Source organism: Cyclobacterium sp. SOCE241 (genome assembly GCF_056867545.1).
Genome location: NZ_CP149779.1, coordinates 4984632 through 5000053, shown reverse-complemented (window position 1 = coordinate 5000053; position 15422 = coordinate 4984632). Strand labels below are relative to the sequence as shown.

The window sequence follows — 15422 nt, the reverse complement described above, 5'->3', positions numbered from 1 at the left end:
ACAGGAAAGGTTCTAAAATATGACAAACAATGTATGACCTAATTGTAATCGGATCTGGACCAGGAGGCTACGTTGCAGCTATTAGAGCAGCTCAACTGGGAATGAAAACCGCAATAATTGAAAAATATTCTACACTTGGTGGCACTTGCCTTAATGTTGGATGTATCCCTTCTAAGGCACTATTGGATTCTTCCGAACATTATCACAACGCTGCCCATACTTTTGAAAACCACGGGATAAACCTTAGTTCCTTGAAGGTCAATTTCAAGCAAATGGTAAGCAGAAAGCGTGATGTTGTAAAGCAAAACGTGGAAGGCATCCAATACCTGATGAAGAAAAATAAAATTGATGTCCATCAGGGTATCGGTTCATTCAAAGATAAAAACACAATAATCGTCACTAAAGAGGATGGAAAAACGGAAGAACTAACCGCCAAAAAGACGATCATTGCCACCGGTTCTAAACCGGCAAACTTACCCTTTATCAATCTTGACAAAGAACGAATAATCACTTCCACAGAAGCTCTTGAATTAAAAGAAGTCCCTAAACACCTGGTAATTATCGGTGGTGGAGTTATTGGGCTTGAGCTAGGTTCAGTCTATGCAAGACTGGGAGCGAAAGTATCTGTAGTAGAGTTTATGAATGGCATTATTCCAACCATGGATAAAACCATGGGCAAAGAACTACAGAAGTCCCTCAAGAAACTTGGTTTTGAATTCTATTTGCAGCATAAAGTAACTGGAGTAGAAAGAAAAGGTAAAGAAGTTACTGTAACTGCAGAAAACAGCAAAAACGAAACAATCAGCATTAAAGGCGATTATGTATTGGTTTCCATAGGAAGAAAACCATATACTGACGGATTAAATGCGGCTGCAGCCGGTGTTAAGATCAATGACAAAGGCCAAGTAGAAGTAGATGAAAACCTTAAGACTTCTGCGGACAATATCTACGCTATAGGTGATGTGGTAAAGGGGGCTATGTTGGCACACAAAGCTGAGGAAGAAGGCGTATTTGTAGCCGAAACTTTGGCCGGACAAAAACCCCATGTCAACTATTTATTGATCCCGGGGTAGTTTACACCTGGCCAGAAGTGGCAAGTGTAGGCTATACAGAAGAGCAACTCAAGGAAAAGGGGGTTAAAGTCAAAACCGGTAAATTCCCTTTTATGGCCTCCGGGAGAGCAAGAGCCAGCGGAGATGTTGATGGCTTGGTAAAGGTTTTAGCTGATGCTGAAACAGATGAAATTCTAGGTGTTCATATGATTGGACCACGTGCCGCAGACATGATTGCTGAGGCTGTAGTAGCCATGGAATACAGGGCATCTGCTGAAGATATCGCAAGAATGTCCCATGCACACCCCACCTATACAGAAGCTTTTAAAGAAGCATGTTTGGGAGCAACGGATAATAGAGCATTGCATTTATAATTGCATTGCATTCCATTTAATTTCACCCGAAATATTCAATAGATTATCAAATTAGCCTATTGTATATTACGGTCTTAAAGCCCTTTGATAGACATCAAGGGGCTTTTTTATTGGTAGTTTTTTGTCTTTTAATCTAAAGGAACGATTAGAACAGGTATTTTTGACTTTTTGATGATTTCTCCAGACACACTTCCCACAAAAGCCTTGTATAAAAACCCATGATCATGGTGACCTGCAATGATCAAATCAACATTCAGCTTTTTCGACTCTTCAATAATCATCTCTATAGTAGCTCCTTGAACCAGTAAACCCTCGGTATCCACTCCTCTGTTCTTGAGCGCCTCACTGTATTTTTGAATAAGTCTGTGCTCCTTTCTTAACTCAGAAGCCCTACTCTCCCTTATGTATTCGGGTCCAACATCATACCCTACAAAATCCGGATCAGGAGAAGCAATATGCATTAACCATAATTTAGAACCAAAAGCATTTGCCATTTGATATGCCTTCTCTATAATTAGCTCCTCACCTTTATCAAAATCTACTGTAACTAAAATATTTTTCATCTTATGTAAATTTAAAGTGCAATAAAGCTCACTTTGACCAAATTCCATGCTATAGTAGTGCTGCAAGGATTTAATCTCGGTATATTCACAGTTGGGTACGGCGTAAAGTTGGACCTAAGACCATAAGATAATAAGTAAAATCCATGAAAAGCACTAATGGATAACCAAGGGTGATTGCTAAACTCACCCCTGATTAAGCAATTGAATTTCTTTTACATAATCTGGATTTATAAAAAATTGAGCTACAATTAACCGAAAATTACATCGACTTATTGTAGCTCATTTTATAGGACGCTATTTATTTGAAGCAAGAGCGTTAACACAAATTAAAACAGATTGCCTGAGAATCTTTGGCCAACCTTACTTCTGAAGTTTTGTTGGGTTTGGAATTAAGGAACCAATACCAAATTGTTCAGATGTTTGTCAATAATTCCTACTTCTTCTTTGGTTAAACTTGCATCAGTAGATTTGGCATTCTGAATGGCTTGTTCGGCATTTCTAGCCCCAACCAAGGTTACTGAAATTCCGGGTTGTTCTAGGGTCCACAATATCACCAACTGAGCCAAGGTGATACTTTTTTCATCCGCTATAGGTTTAATTTTATCCAAAAACTCATTGGTACGTTTGAGGTTTTCATCTTTATAAAAAGCCCTGGTTGCCCGCTGATCTCCTTCACCAAATTTATACCCTGGCTTCATTTTGCCGGTAAGCAATCCTCTTTCCAAGGGACTATATGCCAAAATTCCTTTGCCATTTTCAAGACTATATGGCACAATTTCTTTTTCTATATCACGCAGAACCATGCTATATGGCACTTGATTAGATGCCAAATCAATGTATTTTTCAGCCTCACTCATTTGGGCAACATTGTAATTACAAACTCCTGCGTAACGCACTTTCCCTTGTTTGATTAGCTCAGCAACGGCTTCCATTGTTTCTTCTATGGGTGTGGTTACATCAGGCCAATGCAGTTGATAAAGGTCTATATAGTCTGTACCCAGTCTTTTCAAGCTATCTTCACACTCCTTAATTATGCTCTCTTTCCCGGCATACTTGTAAATGCCGATATCATTTCCATTTCCATCTTGGCTATTGAAAACCAATGTGCCCTTTTCCAAATCCCATCGCATTCCGAACTTTGTAAGAATCTGCACCTTGTCTCGGGGTAGATCTTTAATGGCATGTCCAACAATATCTTCACTTAAACCTTGACCGTAAATTGGGGCCGTATCAATGGAAGTCACACCCAAATCATAAGAGGCTTTGATGGCATCAACAGCAGCATTTTGCTCTGTACCTCCCCATAACCAACCGCCAATGGCAAAAGAACCAAAGGTTACAGCTGAAAGATTAAGATCCGTGTTTCCAAGTTTTCTGTATTTCATAAAGCTTTTAAAGTATAATAGTTGTTAATGATTACTCCATTTCAAATCCCATTGAAGAAATATGAAATGAACTTATGGTAAAAATGGGCTATTTGGGAGGTCTTGTGGGCTTAACTATTGCAAAAAATCATCAACCATAAGTGAAACACCTTTTGGGCTGTAATCATTCCTTATCTATCAATTAATTCCGGTGCAAAAAACAAAATAACTTTAACCTTGCTACTGAAATATATGTTGACGAATGCTATTCATTCAAAATGAAGCTTTTACAGCAATTCAGTATTTTAATGCTGTTTTTTCAAATTTATAATCTTTATTATCCTATCATAAAGAATTTCGGATAGACCTAAGGATAACCTTCAAAATCTGTAGGATTCACAACTTGTACCACAACCGAATCAATCTTCGGGAGGTATTTGGCAATACTTTGGTAGCCGGGAATCGGGCCGGTATGCTCCTACTTCCAAAGGGTTGAAGATCTCTTTTTGTATACATTGAAAATTATAGATTGCAAGTACCTTTTCCTTAATTTTAGTAACAAGTAGGTAGTTGGCATTTGAATATTCATAACTCTCCCCGGCTCAAAGTTAGCCGAGTGGTCAAAAATCAGATTCAAAGCTTCTTAACTATTTTTTGGTGGCTTCATCCAAAAATCTGGTGTATTGGTGTAATTGGGTATCCCACTCCTAAGCTCCACAAGCATCCGTAAGGTGGTTTTGCCTGCATTTTCAATTCTTACTAGCTCCGGCAAATAAATAGCCAACGACCCACCCAACGTTAAACGATTGGAATTAAACAGTTTAACTATAGTGACCGCATCATACAACTTATCTTTACTAGCGATTTTAAACAATGTCTTGGGATGGACTGGAATTCTCTTTTCCCTGTCCTGCCAACCTGCAGCACAAAACCCCGGTCCTTTACCTGCTTCATCCACCTAAACATTGATTCTTACAAGAGCATTATCTACCTCATCTTGAACTGTACCCTGTGATGGTGCCAAGCAAGAAATAAAGTCCAAGGCCTAAACCATAAAGAAATTAAGGTAACAACCGCCAATCCGATTCTCAGGATTGATTGAATGCTATTATTTTTCATGAAAGCTGTTATTCAAAGATTAGGTATTCCAAATATTTGAGCCCTGTCATTAGCAGGTTTTCTCTCTTCATGGCTTTATTTTTAAAGCTGTTAAGAACTTCATTGGACAGATATCTACCTTTAATTATCACGCTCTTTGGCTTACTTAATTCATCAAGGTCTATCAATGGGTTATTTTCTACCATAATCAAATTAGCTATTTTCCCCACCTCAAGGGTACCCACATTATTTAAAAAATCATGCGTTTGTGATGCATTTACTGTAGCTGTTTTCAAAACTTCAAAATTTGACATCCCTGCTTGCTTGTATAGATTAAGCTCTTCATGAATAGAAAACCCGGCAGGAGTAATGCCAATTCCGGCATCCGTGCCTGCTACAATATTCACCCCGGCCTTATGTAGTTTATTAATAGCCAATAAGTGAAAATTATGTTGGGCTTTAATTCTATTTACAATAGTGGCATCAGTCGATTTTGTTTGACTCCACCGATCAAACTGAGCTTTACTATCCACTTTCCTTATTAGTGGGTTCATAAAAGTTAGCTGCTTGGAATTTAATATTGAATCATCCATCAGCATTCGATAAATATTATGAAAGACAACCAAAGTAGGACAAAATGAAACATTCGGACCTGATTTAAACAGTGCAACTACCTCATTTAGTTTATTGGTATCTAAGCGATAATGCAATGGTTGTTGCACAATATCTTCCGCATGTTCTATCGTAACTACCTCATTCTCTATATGATAAAAATAAGGGACTTCTGAGCTGGGATGGGCCGCAATCTCTAGCCCTTGCTTCCTACTCTCTTTGATTACAGCATCATAAATATCTCTTGTTAGCCCATTGTAGGTTTTAATAAAATCATACCCTTTTAACTTATACTCCTTGACCTTATCAATGGCTTCTTGGGGGCTATTCATTTGGAGATTATCATCCCCAATATAAACAGGACCTGTTAATTTAGGACTAGAGGTAAAAAATAATGGGCCAATTATTTTTCTTCATTAATGGCTTGTTTCATCCTTAGATGCATGGGCTGTCCCCAAAGATTTCTAACTGCTGTCACTCCATTGGCCAAGTATACACCCAGTTCATATTCATCCCAAACATGGACATGCATATCAATTAATCCAGGCAAAATATAAGCCCCATCCCCATCGATAACCTTCCAATCACTTTCCGGGATATTTTGTGAAATATCTGAAATCTCCCCTCTTTAATCAATATCATTTGATTTCTTAGCAGGGTATCCGAGGACATTGGAATAACATTAACGTTTTTTATTAAATAAGTATTTTGATGAAAAAGGGCATTGTTTTCAATGTTTAGGTACATAAGATTATGTCTATCCCGTAAAAAGGTAAAAATCAAAATAGAAAGCAGAAGCAAAACCGCTACTCCAATCAATTGAAAAAATCTTTTAGTAAATTCATACCAATAACTCTTTTCTAAGTGACTCGGGAGTGCTACCTCCTTTAATAATTAACCAAAACCCTAGCCCAATTTCAGCCATTGCCATAGGTAAACTCAATATCAGCTCCACCATCATTATCCGCTCTCCCAATAATGGTAGGCTTATTTTCAGTAGATTGAGCAGCACGTAACATAAACCGGAAAAAATAATTAGATATCCAAATTTATTAAAATTACTTTTTAATTTAACCACAACAACACCTAATCCTATTAGATGAAATCCAAATATTATCAATGATTTTACCCACGTCAATTCAAAAGCCTTTAATTTCAACAAAACGGCTTCATGGTTATCTATATTGCCATTAAGGAGGGGAACAATATCCAATAAATGTAGGCTGGCATATGCCAGCCCAAAAGAGTACAATATTCTCAAGATTGATGAAAATAGGGATATCTTATAATTTAAATCTTTAAAAAAAACATATAGGGAACAGGCGACCAAAACATCCAAAAAAAATATGATCCCCCAACCAAAAATTCCTGCTACAAAAACACCATAAGCAGATTTCAGGTTGTTAAAAGTTTCAATTCCATTATTTTTAACAATCAATTTTTCAAATATATACCCATAACTAAACATGGCAATTACGGCCATCACCAAGACCGATGTGCCTGTAATCAATCCACAAGTTCTTTTACTTAAGTACATGACAATCTTTTTTAATGAATGAATAACTTTAAGCTTTTCTTAAATAATTAACCTCAGTTTTATTTACTCTTACAAAATTAAGATCAAGTCTTGTCTTAAATGTCCCGAAAAACTTATGATATATTCGGATTTATAAAATAGAACTTATTGCTACTTAATAGTGGTGATCCCTCAGTAGCTCGATTCCTCTTAAAGCAAAAAAAGGTTCAGGTAAAAAACCCGAACCTTTTTTCTGATTTACGGTAGACACTGACTACTAAAGGATCATTGTCTATGAGTGATTATTTTTAGTTTAATACCACATCATAATCGAAATGCATTTGGTTGTCCTTGTGATGCTCAGCCAAAGCATAATGTTCAAAAAGTGTTTTCGGTCCATCCTGATTTATCATCATGGCGAAAATACCATAATCTCCTCCATTGTCTGTTGTTGGATTGTTGGGTATTCTTGTAATGGTATGAACATGGTTGTAATCCGCTATGCTTCCCGAATTTGCCCCCGTTGATCCTTCAGTATTAAATTCAGCCCATAAATAGGGATTGTAAATTCTATAATAAAATTCTGAACTTGCTGTGGGACTGCTTCCTGAATCATTTATCCAGACAAAATAAGTATCATCAATATTGTCCATGATATCTTGCCACCATTCATCAGCAAAATTGTCAGATAAATTATATACATATTCTTTCATCACCAATAGCAAGTTGGCTTGCGCAGTGGCTGACATGTCAGAGTATTTCAAACCTGTCTCAAAACCCGAATAATCGTAAGCTCCAATATAGGGGTCTGGGTCTCCATTCCTATCTGCAGGACCAACCTCCAAAGATCTGGAAGTAGAAATTGAAGATGCCACTGTAAGCTCGGATTCGTCAAGGCTATTGTATAATGACAGCGCCAAATCTCTTTCATCGGAGAAAATATCAAAACGCTCTCCATTCCAAGTATCTGCTGCAGGCTCTCCGCCTAGAAATGCGGGGACGATGGAAACATTATCTCCATGAACCAAAAAATTTACCACACAATGGTGTCCATCAAGCTGAAATCCCCAAGAACCACTTGTCTCCGGATCCCCAAACATATCTATGGAGTAGAAATCAGGATCCCATACAGAACTCATTACATTGTGCAACCATCCTTCAGACAATTCTGTAATTTCATAAACTTTTTGATATCCGCCGGAACTTAAGAATTGTTGAAGAATATTCTTAAAAGCAATCAACTGGGCATCACTTAAATCCCCATAAGTTATCCCATCTCTATTTCCATCGTTGGCTGGTGTATTGTGCCAGAGATAAAATCTTTCATCGTCAAGGCAGTTTGAAGCTTCACTTAATAGAGAAGCTGAAAGGGTACTTCTAAAAGAAACCATTGCCTCCCTCATAGCTTCAATTTCAGAATTGGATGACTGATCTAAAGTACCTGAAGTAATACAGGTTTCATCAGTACTTACTGTATCAGGTTCGTCTTCCTCTTGCGTGCAAGAGGAAAAAGTCAATAAACTTACGGACGATACTGCCAGTAAAAAGTAATTTAATGATGACATTTTATTTTTGGTTTGGTTCAGTTTATTTAGACGATAAAAACCAAAACCATCCCTCGTCAACTAGGGTGATTTTTATTAATTATAATCGGATTATATAACAATATTCCTAGCGAAAGAAAACCTAAATATTATAAGGTTTTAACACAGCACGACAATCGTTACCCCTACAAATAGCATCGAGGTAAAAGATTCTACCAGGTAGTAGATGGTCTTCATATTCCGGATTAAACTAGTCCCCTGAAAGCAATACCGCTACTTTTGTGTTTTGCCCTTCAACTGTCCAAGCGGGAATTCGAATTTCCAATCTTTTCAAGTTGTCTTTTTTGAGATCTAAGTAAAAAGGAGGAGGGTTCAGTGAAATAACTGTAAAGCTAAACTCCGGATGCGAAAGATTTTTAATATTTAAACGCTTGCCTTCTTGAGTCAATATCGCTCCACCATCCACAATTTCTACATTGGCCTGCGTAATAAGTTGCCATGTTATCATCTCGGTTTCTTCGGACAATTTAACTTCATCTTCAATTAACAGGGATCTGGGGCCACTTTTTTTAAATCTTCTTTTAGCACTTTTCAATTGACCCTCAAAAACCGGAGACATATCAAATGTGGCTTCAGGGAAGCTTCCATTTTTGAAATCAATTATGCTTGCCTTCCCGTCTACAACATGAAGTTGATCATTTACGGAAAGAGTACTGTGTCCAAAATTATTTTTATTGATCAGTTTCCATCGGTCACAACCTTGGCACCTATCCCAGAGGTTAAAACCTGTCCTTTCAATAACTCCATAATGCTTGTTTTTCCCCAGGTCTATACTCCACCGCACACCATCTAATTCAAAAACAAAGGATCCGGCGTCCATATTCCCGTGACTGATATTTCCAAGACCTCCTTTTCCTCCAAAATAAAATTTATTGGGGTCATCTTCCTCGCCGGTAAAAAACACTACGGGGTTTGGTCCCCTGCCGGCCCATGCAGCAGGCACTGTTGACTCTCTCTTTTCCTCATACTGGGCTATCCAGACCAAGGCTGGGGCTAATAAACGTGAGAAATTACTATTTTCATCAATTGTCCGCAAAAATTTTCCCTCCTCAAAAAAGGTCTTATTCCCTGTCTTAGAGGCAAACCATGCCAACACTATATCCCCATTTTCACCACTGCTTTCACCACAGTCCCCAAAATTATAAAACAAACCCATGGGACTATCTGACAGCACTCTAAACATGGCACTCTCTTTAAATCCGGGATACTCAAGGATTCCAAAGTCTCTTCCAAACGCACTTTCAAACATTGCAGCGGTAAGTACGGAAAAAGAAGTACCATACCGCCAGTAGGTAGCTCCTTCAGGATATACCCCATCCGGTCCATATTGGCTTAAGGCATATCGCATACCATCAATGGCTCTGTAGATGGTTTTCGAGGCTAATTCTGGTTCCTCCTCAGCCACTACTATGGCAGCTGCAACCATTCCCCCATTGCATACCTGATTCCAATTATTACCTCCATAGACCCAGTTAAGAACCTTGCCATTTTCCGGCCAACTCGGTTTTAAGCCCTTTTCAATTAAGGCTGTTTTGCCCAATTTCACAGTAGAAGGTGGCAAATACTCCCCTACCCAATCGATGGCCAAAGCAACACCAAGTGACATTTCTCCTACATCAAGAAAATGTTTAGGGTTCCAAGATGGAAAATTGCAAGCTGCGATCAACTCTTCATTGATCCGATTTAAGACCTTAGCATCCTTCTCTATCCGATATACCATCGCTAGTATGCCCATTCTATGCAAAAGGTCTCTTGAAATGTCAAGCTGGTTATTCTGTGATCGTTCCTCTAATGGAATATCTAAATTTATGATAGGTTTATCAAAAATAGTTTCTACCCCAGCCTTTAAGCGCTTATAGACATGCTGCACTACCGGATCGGACCTAAGTTTTTGCTTCAAATTCTCCTCTATCTCCTTGTTTAGCACTAGCCTAGGTGAGTCCTTTCTTAAATTTTTCTTGAGATAAGTCTTAGAAATTGGATTATCTAATTTTGGAGGTAAATGCTGGGCATTTACTCTTAAGCCTAAAAGGATAAAAAGAAAATGGATGCTATGCAGCATAATTTATTGCAATCATATATTTTCATAAAAGGTTAGATTTGGGTTTAGGGTAATCGTTTTAATAGGCAAAATAATCATTGAAAAACAAAAGCTGATATTTGATTGAGTTGGCCCAATAATCCCAGCTATGACCTCCCGGACGTTCAGTATAATCATGCGGAATATTCCTTTCCAGCAATTTGGTATGCAATCGTTTATTGGCATCGAAAAAGAAATCATCTACTCCACAGTCAAAAATAAGTTTTAGATCGTCTCCCTTTAAAAGGTGGACCATATTGATCACTGTATTATTTTCCCAGTTCTCCTTATAAATAGCATAATCTCCCAGTCGCTTACTTAAATCCCAATTCTTTGGAAATGGACGTATATCTACCCCTCCACTCATACTTCCGGCCGCTCCCCACACCTCTTGGTGTCTAAAAGCAAGATAAAAGGCACCATGACCTCCCATACTAAGCCCTGTAATGGCCCTGCCTGATTTTTCGGCAATCGTATTGTAAGTATTGTCTATACTTTCTACCAACTCTTTAGAAAGATAGGTTTCATACCTCATTTTTTTATCGATAGGACTGTCAAAATACCAACTGGTGACATCACCATCAGGGCATACAATGATCATATCATATTGGTCAGCATATTCTTGGATGGCCGGCACTTTGGATAGCCAGTTCGTATGATCTCCACCTGCCCCATGAAGTAAATACAAGACAGGAAAACTTTCCTGGTGTCTAGAATAATTGTCCGGAACAATGACAATGTTAGCAATTGATTTGTTCATGGATGCACTGTTTACCATCACAGTATCGATCTGCGAGGCCTCAGCGAGTATACTTTGGCAGCAGATTAAAAGTAGAATTAATTTTAATTTCATTGTTTTCATTTAAAAGCTATCAGTAAGGTAAATCCTTTTGGTTTACCGTCTAAAACTACTTTTAAAAGTAACAATAAAAAAACAAAGAATCTGTCGCTCAAAATAAATCCAGGCCATTCAACCTAAGGGTAGCTAAAAACTTGAAACAGGGTTTACAATAATTGAAGAGCAATGTTTAACCAAGATCAGATCGGCTATCCTTAGCTTAGCATTGATCAAGTTCCGGTCCTTTTATTTGAGCCCCATAAAGCAAGCGTTGCCCACAAGACTCAATTGAGCCAACTCCCCTTTTAAAACAACTTGAGAGCAGTTTCAAATCGTTTGTATATCCCATTGCCTTTCGCAACAATCGTTTCTCATCTCTACTCCAAGGTTCATATGCTCTAGGATGTTTTTCTCGGGCAAGCTTTACATTTTCGGAAAGGTTTTCTATCTTATGTAGCCCTAAGGCATTTATTTTTTGCCTCAATTGGTCAATGGCCTTTTCAGATAAATTGCAAAAGGTAGGTTTTCGAAAAAAATCAATCTTTCTATAGGGATTGCTATCCTTATAATCTTTTTTGCCTAAAGGGTTCTCACTCAAATATTGAGTGAAAAAATCAAAAAGCTCTCCTTCTTATAGCGGTTTTGGTATTTTCCGTAATGCCTACTTGCATGGATTGTGTCATTTTTAAATTTTCTAATCCCGAGAAAAAAGCCAAGTAATTTGTTGGCAGTGACCAATTCTCCCTCTTTTTCAAACAGGTGAATTGCATCATCTAGGTCTTGTTTCTTAATGCTTATGTTTGAATTTCCCTGATGGATCTCCTTCTTAAGGTTATCTATAGCTATCTGTAGTGCACGGATTACCTTTCTCTCGTTTAGTACACTGTCATGGTCTATGATTTCTCCCGTTTCTGGAGATAATCCTGAAGCAAGGGTTTCTAAAATTTCTATCGTTTTATTTATATCCATCTTACTATCAAGCTAATACTAAGATAAAGAAAAAACTTAAAAAGGTCCAAAAAATGAATTGAAGGTGCGTGGCGCGGATTGCCAAACAGTACAAATTTCTATACCAAGTATAGCATAGAGAGCAAAAAAGTTATCCAAAAAAAGGCTGAATTCTGAATGCACTCCTATACTAGGAATGGCTTCAAAACTCAGCCTTTAAATTTATTCCTGAGGCAATGCTACTACTTTAGTAATTCATTACCAAACACTCTTTAAATTACTGACTTCCAACAGTTACACTTTTTCTTTTCGTATCAATACGAAAGAAGGTGGTTTGGTTTAGAAGTCATCTTTTTAAGCGGAGGCGCAAAATGAGTTAGTTTGATCCCCTTAACCGCAATCTTATACTCTTCAAGGGTAGGTGTTCTACCTAGAATAGCTGAAAGAATTACTACCGGAGTAGAACCAAGCAATGATTCTCCTTTTTTACGATCAGAATCCTTCACTACTCTTCCTTGGAACAAACGCGTAGAAGTGGCCATCACCGTATCACCTTTTTCAGCCTTCTCTTGGTTACCCATACATAAGTTACAACCTGGACGCTCAAGGTACAGAATATTGTCATACTCTGTTCTTGCACTACTTTTTGGAGCTGCATCATCAAATTCAAAACCGGAGTATTTTTGCAGAATTTCCCAGTCGCCTTCTTCTTTCAATTCATCAATGATATTGTAAGTTGGGGCAGTTACTACCAATGGTGCTTTGAACTCAACTTTTCCATAGTGATCTTCCATGTTTTTCAACATTTTGGCCACTATCTTGATATCTCCCTTGTGCACCATACACGAACCTACAAAGCCCAAGTCAATCTGTTTTTCTCCTTGGTAATAGGACAGCTCACGGATGGTATCATGAGTATAACGTTTAGAAACATCCTCATTGTGAACATCAGGATCCGCGATCATTGGCTCATCAATGATATCCAAATCAACTACAAATTCCGCATGGTATTTTGCATTCTCATCAGGAGTTAATGGAGGTTTTTTACCTGTTCTTATCTCCTCTATTCTTTTATTAGCTTTATCAATTAAACCTTGGAGTACTTGATTGTCATTGTCCATACCCTTGTCGATCATTATCTGAATACGACCTTTGGCTATTTCCAAGGATTCTATCAGCGTTTCATCCTCAGAGATACAGATTGAAGCTTTCGCTTTCATTTCTGCTGTCCAATCAGTGAATGTAAAAGCTTGGTCAGAAGGAAGCGTACCAATATGCACCTCAATCACTCTTCCTTGGAAAACATTCTCTCCTTTAAAAGCTTTTAGCATCTGAGACTGTGTAGCATGTACAACATCTCTGAAATCCATATGGTCTTTCATTTTACCTTTAAAGGTAACTTTTACTGACTCCGGGATTGGCATAGAAGCCTCGCCTGTGGCCAGTGCTAGCGCAACCGTACCTGAATCTGCTCCAAAAGCAACACCTTTAGACATTCTTGTGTGAGAATCTCCTCCAATGATAATGGCCCAATCATCAACAGTAAGGTCATTTAACACCTTATGGATCACATCCGTTAGGGGTGCATATTTATGTTTAGGGTCACGGGCAGTTATCAAACCAAAATCATTCATGAATTTCATCAATTTTGGTATGTTTTGTTGAGATTTTAAATCCCAAACAGAAGCGGTATGGCAGCCCGACTGATAACCGGCATCAACAATAGGAGAAATGACTGTGGCAGCCATCATTTCCAACTCTTGAGAAGTCATCAAGCCTGTAGTATCCTGAGATCCTACGATATTAACCTCCGCACGAACATAAGAACCTGCATGTAGAACAGCGCCAGTGGTACCAACAGCATTTGCATTGAAAATTTTCTCAACTGCTGTTAGACCTTGTCCTTTATGTGATATTTCTTTAGAAGGAGCATAAACTAATGGCAATTCTATGCCAAGAATTTTCGCGGAAATGGTTTGAAGTTTTTTACCAAATACTATGGCATATGAGCCTCCTGCTTTCATAAACTCCATCTTTTGTGGAGTAAAAGCAGATGAAATATCCATCAGTTCTTTATCTCCATCATAGAGTTTTTTGGTTTTAGTATTGATGGTCAATACAGTTCCTGTATCTACAGAATATACTTGCTCTAATACAGGCTCTCCATTTTCATCTACAATTAGATTACCTTCCGCATCGTATTTCTTTTTCCAATTTTTTAAGTCTAAGCCAATACCACCGGTAACACCAACAGTGGTAAGGAATATTGGAGAAATACCATTTGTTCCAGCCACTACAGGGGCAATATTGATGAAGGGGATATAAGGGCTGGCTTTTTCCCTATCCAAAGAGCAACATTGTTCACTCCGGACATTCTTGAAGAACCAACGCCCATGGTACCTTTCTCAGCTACCAACATCACCCTCTTGTCAGGGTGTTTGGCCTGTAGTTCTAGCAACTCTTTTTGTTGTTCTTTATTATGTTCGAACATGCATTGGCCATGCAATTGTCGATCAGATCTTGAATGAGCATCTCCTCCTGGAGACAATAAATCTGTTGAAATATCTCCGACACCTGCAACAAAAGTGACCAGTTTGATTTCCTCAGGAAGTTCAGGCAATTTCGTGAAAAACTCTGCTTTAGCGTAGCTTTCTAAAATATCCTTCGCAACAGGATTTCCCTCTTTAAAAGCTTTTTCTAAACGATCTGTATCTGCTTCATAAAGAAAAACCTGTGTCTTCAAGACTTTTGCAGCTTCTTCTGCTATGGAAATATTATCACCAAGTGCCAAATCCAGTAATACTTTTACTGAAGGACCACCTTTCATATGTGACAATTGTTCAAAAGCAAAGGCAGGTGAAATTTCCTCTAATACAGATTCACCAAGAATAATCTCTTTTAAAAACTTAGCTTTAACAATGGCTGCAGAAGTAGTACCCGGCAAAACATTGTAAATAAAGAAATTCAAAGAATCTTTCCTGTGCTCATGATGAAGATCTTTGATTTGTGCGATTATTTCAATTAATAAATCTGCACTATCAATTGGTTTCGGATCAAGATTATCCTTTTTCCTATCTTCTATCTCTTCTAGGTACTTACTATATTCACTCATAAATTTTTTTATCTCTGTTCACAAAGTTAAAAATTGAACGCTTTTTATCATAGGATTGCCCCTGTTATTTTTAATATGCTTAACATGCTTTTACTGTGTTAAATTCGTATTTGCTACATTTTTTTCAATAAACCCTTTTCAAGTAACCATTAGAAAATTATTTTGAGCAACATTTTACAACAGAGTGCTTGTTCGGGTCATGGGTGAAAGCTGCCCTTGCCATTCTTAAGTTCATGGCTTACACCCCATTCCTGCCCTTCA

11 protein-coding genes and 2 pseudogenes are annotated in these 15422 nt (G+C 37.9%); 1 reads left to right on the top strand and 12 read right to left on the bottom strand.

What is annotated here, in order from left to right; all coding sequences use genetic code 11:
• Window positions 1-29: 29 nt before the first annotated feature.
• Window positions 30-1426, top strand: a pseudogene (gene lpdA / locus WG932_RS25375) (dihydrolipoyl dehydrogenase).
• Window positions 1427-1554: 128 nt separating this feature from the next.
• Here the strand turns inward: lpdA and WG932_RS25370 are convergent.
• The 12 genes and pseudogenes from WG932_RS25370 to WG932_RS25315 form a co-directional block, all read right to left on the bottom strand.
• Window positions 1555-1989 (bottom strand): universal stress protein, encoded by a 435-nt coding sequence (locus WG932_RS25370; protein WP_483085837.1) that lies wholly within the window; start codon window positions 1987-1989, stop codon window positions 1555-1557.
• A 389-nt stretch (window positions 1990-2378) separates the two neighbouring features.
• Window positions 2379-3374 (bottom strand): aldo/keto reductase, encoded by a 996-nt coding sequence (locus tag WG932_RS25365; protein WP_014020532.1) that lies wholly within the window; start codon window positions 3372-3374, stop codon window positions 2379-2381.
• Between the two features lie 622 nt (window positions 3375-3996).
• Window positions 3997-4311, bottom strand: coding sequence for a serine hydrolase domain-containing protein (locus WG932_RS25360; protein ID WP_483085836.1), 315 nt, complete (start codon window positions 4309-4311; stop codon window positions 3997-3999).
• A 169-nt stretch (window positions 4312-4480) separates the two neighbouring features.
• On the bottom strand, window positions 4481-5395 hold the full coding sequence (locus tag WG932_RS25355; protein WP_483085835.1) for an amidohydrolase family protein: 915 nt from the start codon (window positions 5393-5395) through the stop codon (window positions 4481-4483).
• 71 nt (window positions 5396-5466) lie between these two features.
• On the bottom strand, window positions 5467-5613 hold the full coding sequence (locus WG932_RS25350; RefSeq protein ID WP_483085834.1) for a hypothetical protein: 147 nt from the start codon (window positions 5611-5613) through the stop codon (window positions 5467-5469).
• 291 nt (window positions 5614-5904) lie between these two features.
• Complete coding sequence (locus tag WG932_RS25345) at window positions 5905-6600, bottom strand: DUF4386 domain-containing protein (protein ID WP_483085833.1); 696 nt, start codon at window positions 6598-6600, stop codon at window positions 5905-5907.
• Between the two features lie 287 nt (window positions 6601-6887).
• Entirely contained in the window at window positions 6888-8144 is a 1257-nt protein-coding gene (locus WG932_RS25340; protein ID WP_339676274.1) for a DUF3500 domain-containing protein, read from the bottom strand.
• Between the two features lie 229 nt (window positions 8145-8373).
• Window positions 8374-10245, bottom strand: a complete 1872-nt coding sequence (locus WG932_RS25335) for a heparinase II/III domain-containing protein (protein WP_483085832.1) — start codon at window positions 10243-10245, stop codon at window positions 8374-8376.
• Between the two features lie 58 nt (window positions 10246-10303).
• Entirely contained in the window at window positions 10304-11116 is an 813-nt protein-coding gene (locus WG932_RS25330) for an alpha/beta hydrolase (RefSeq protein ID WP_483085831.1), read from the bottom strand.
• Between the two features lie 205 nt (window positions 11117-11321).
• Window positions 11322-11699, bottom strand: coding sequence for a hypothetical protein (locus tag WG932_RS25325; RefSeq protein WP_483085830.1), 378 nt, complete (start codon window positions 11697-11699; stop codon window positions 11322-11324).
• The gene (locus tag WG932_RS25320) at window positions 11696-12070 is read right to left on the bottom strand and encodes a hypothetical protein (protein ID WP_483085829.1); all 375 of its coding nucleotides are present in this window, start codon (window positions 12068-12070) and stop codon (window positions 11696-11698) included. Before WG932_RS25320 ends, WG932_RS25325 begins: the two co-directional genes overlap by 4 nt.
• 296 nt (window positions 12071-12366) lie before the next feature.
• Window positions 12367-15086: pseudogene (locus tag WG932_RS25315) on the bottom strand (hypothetical protein); the annotation flags it as partial.
• Between the last annotated feature and the right edge of the window lie 336 nt (window positions 15087-15422).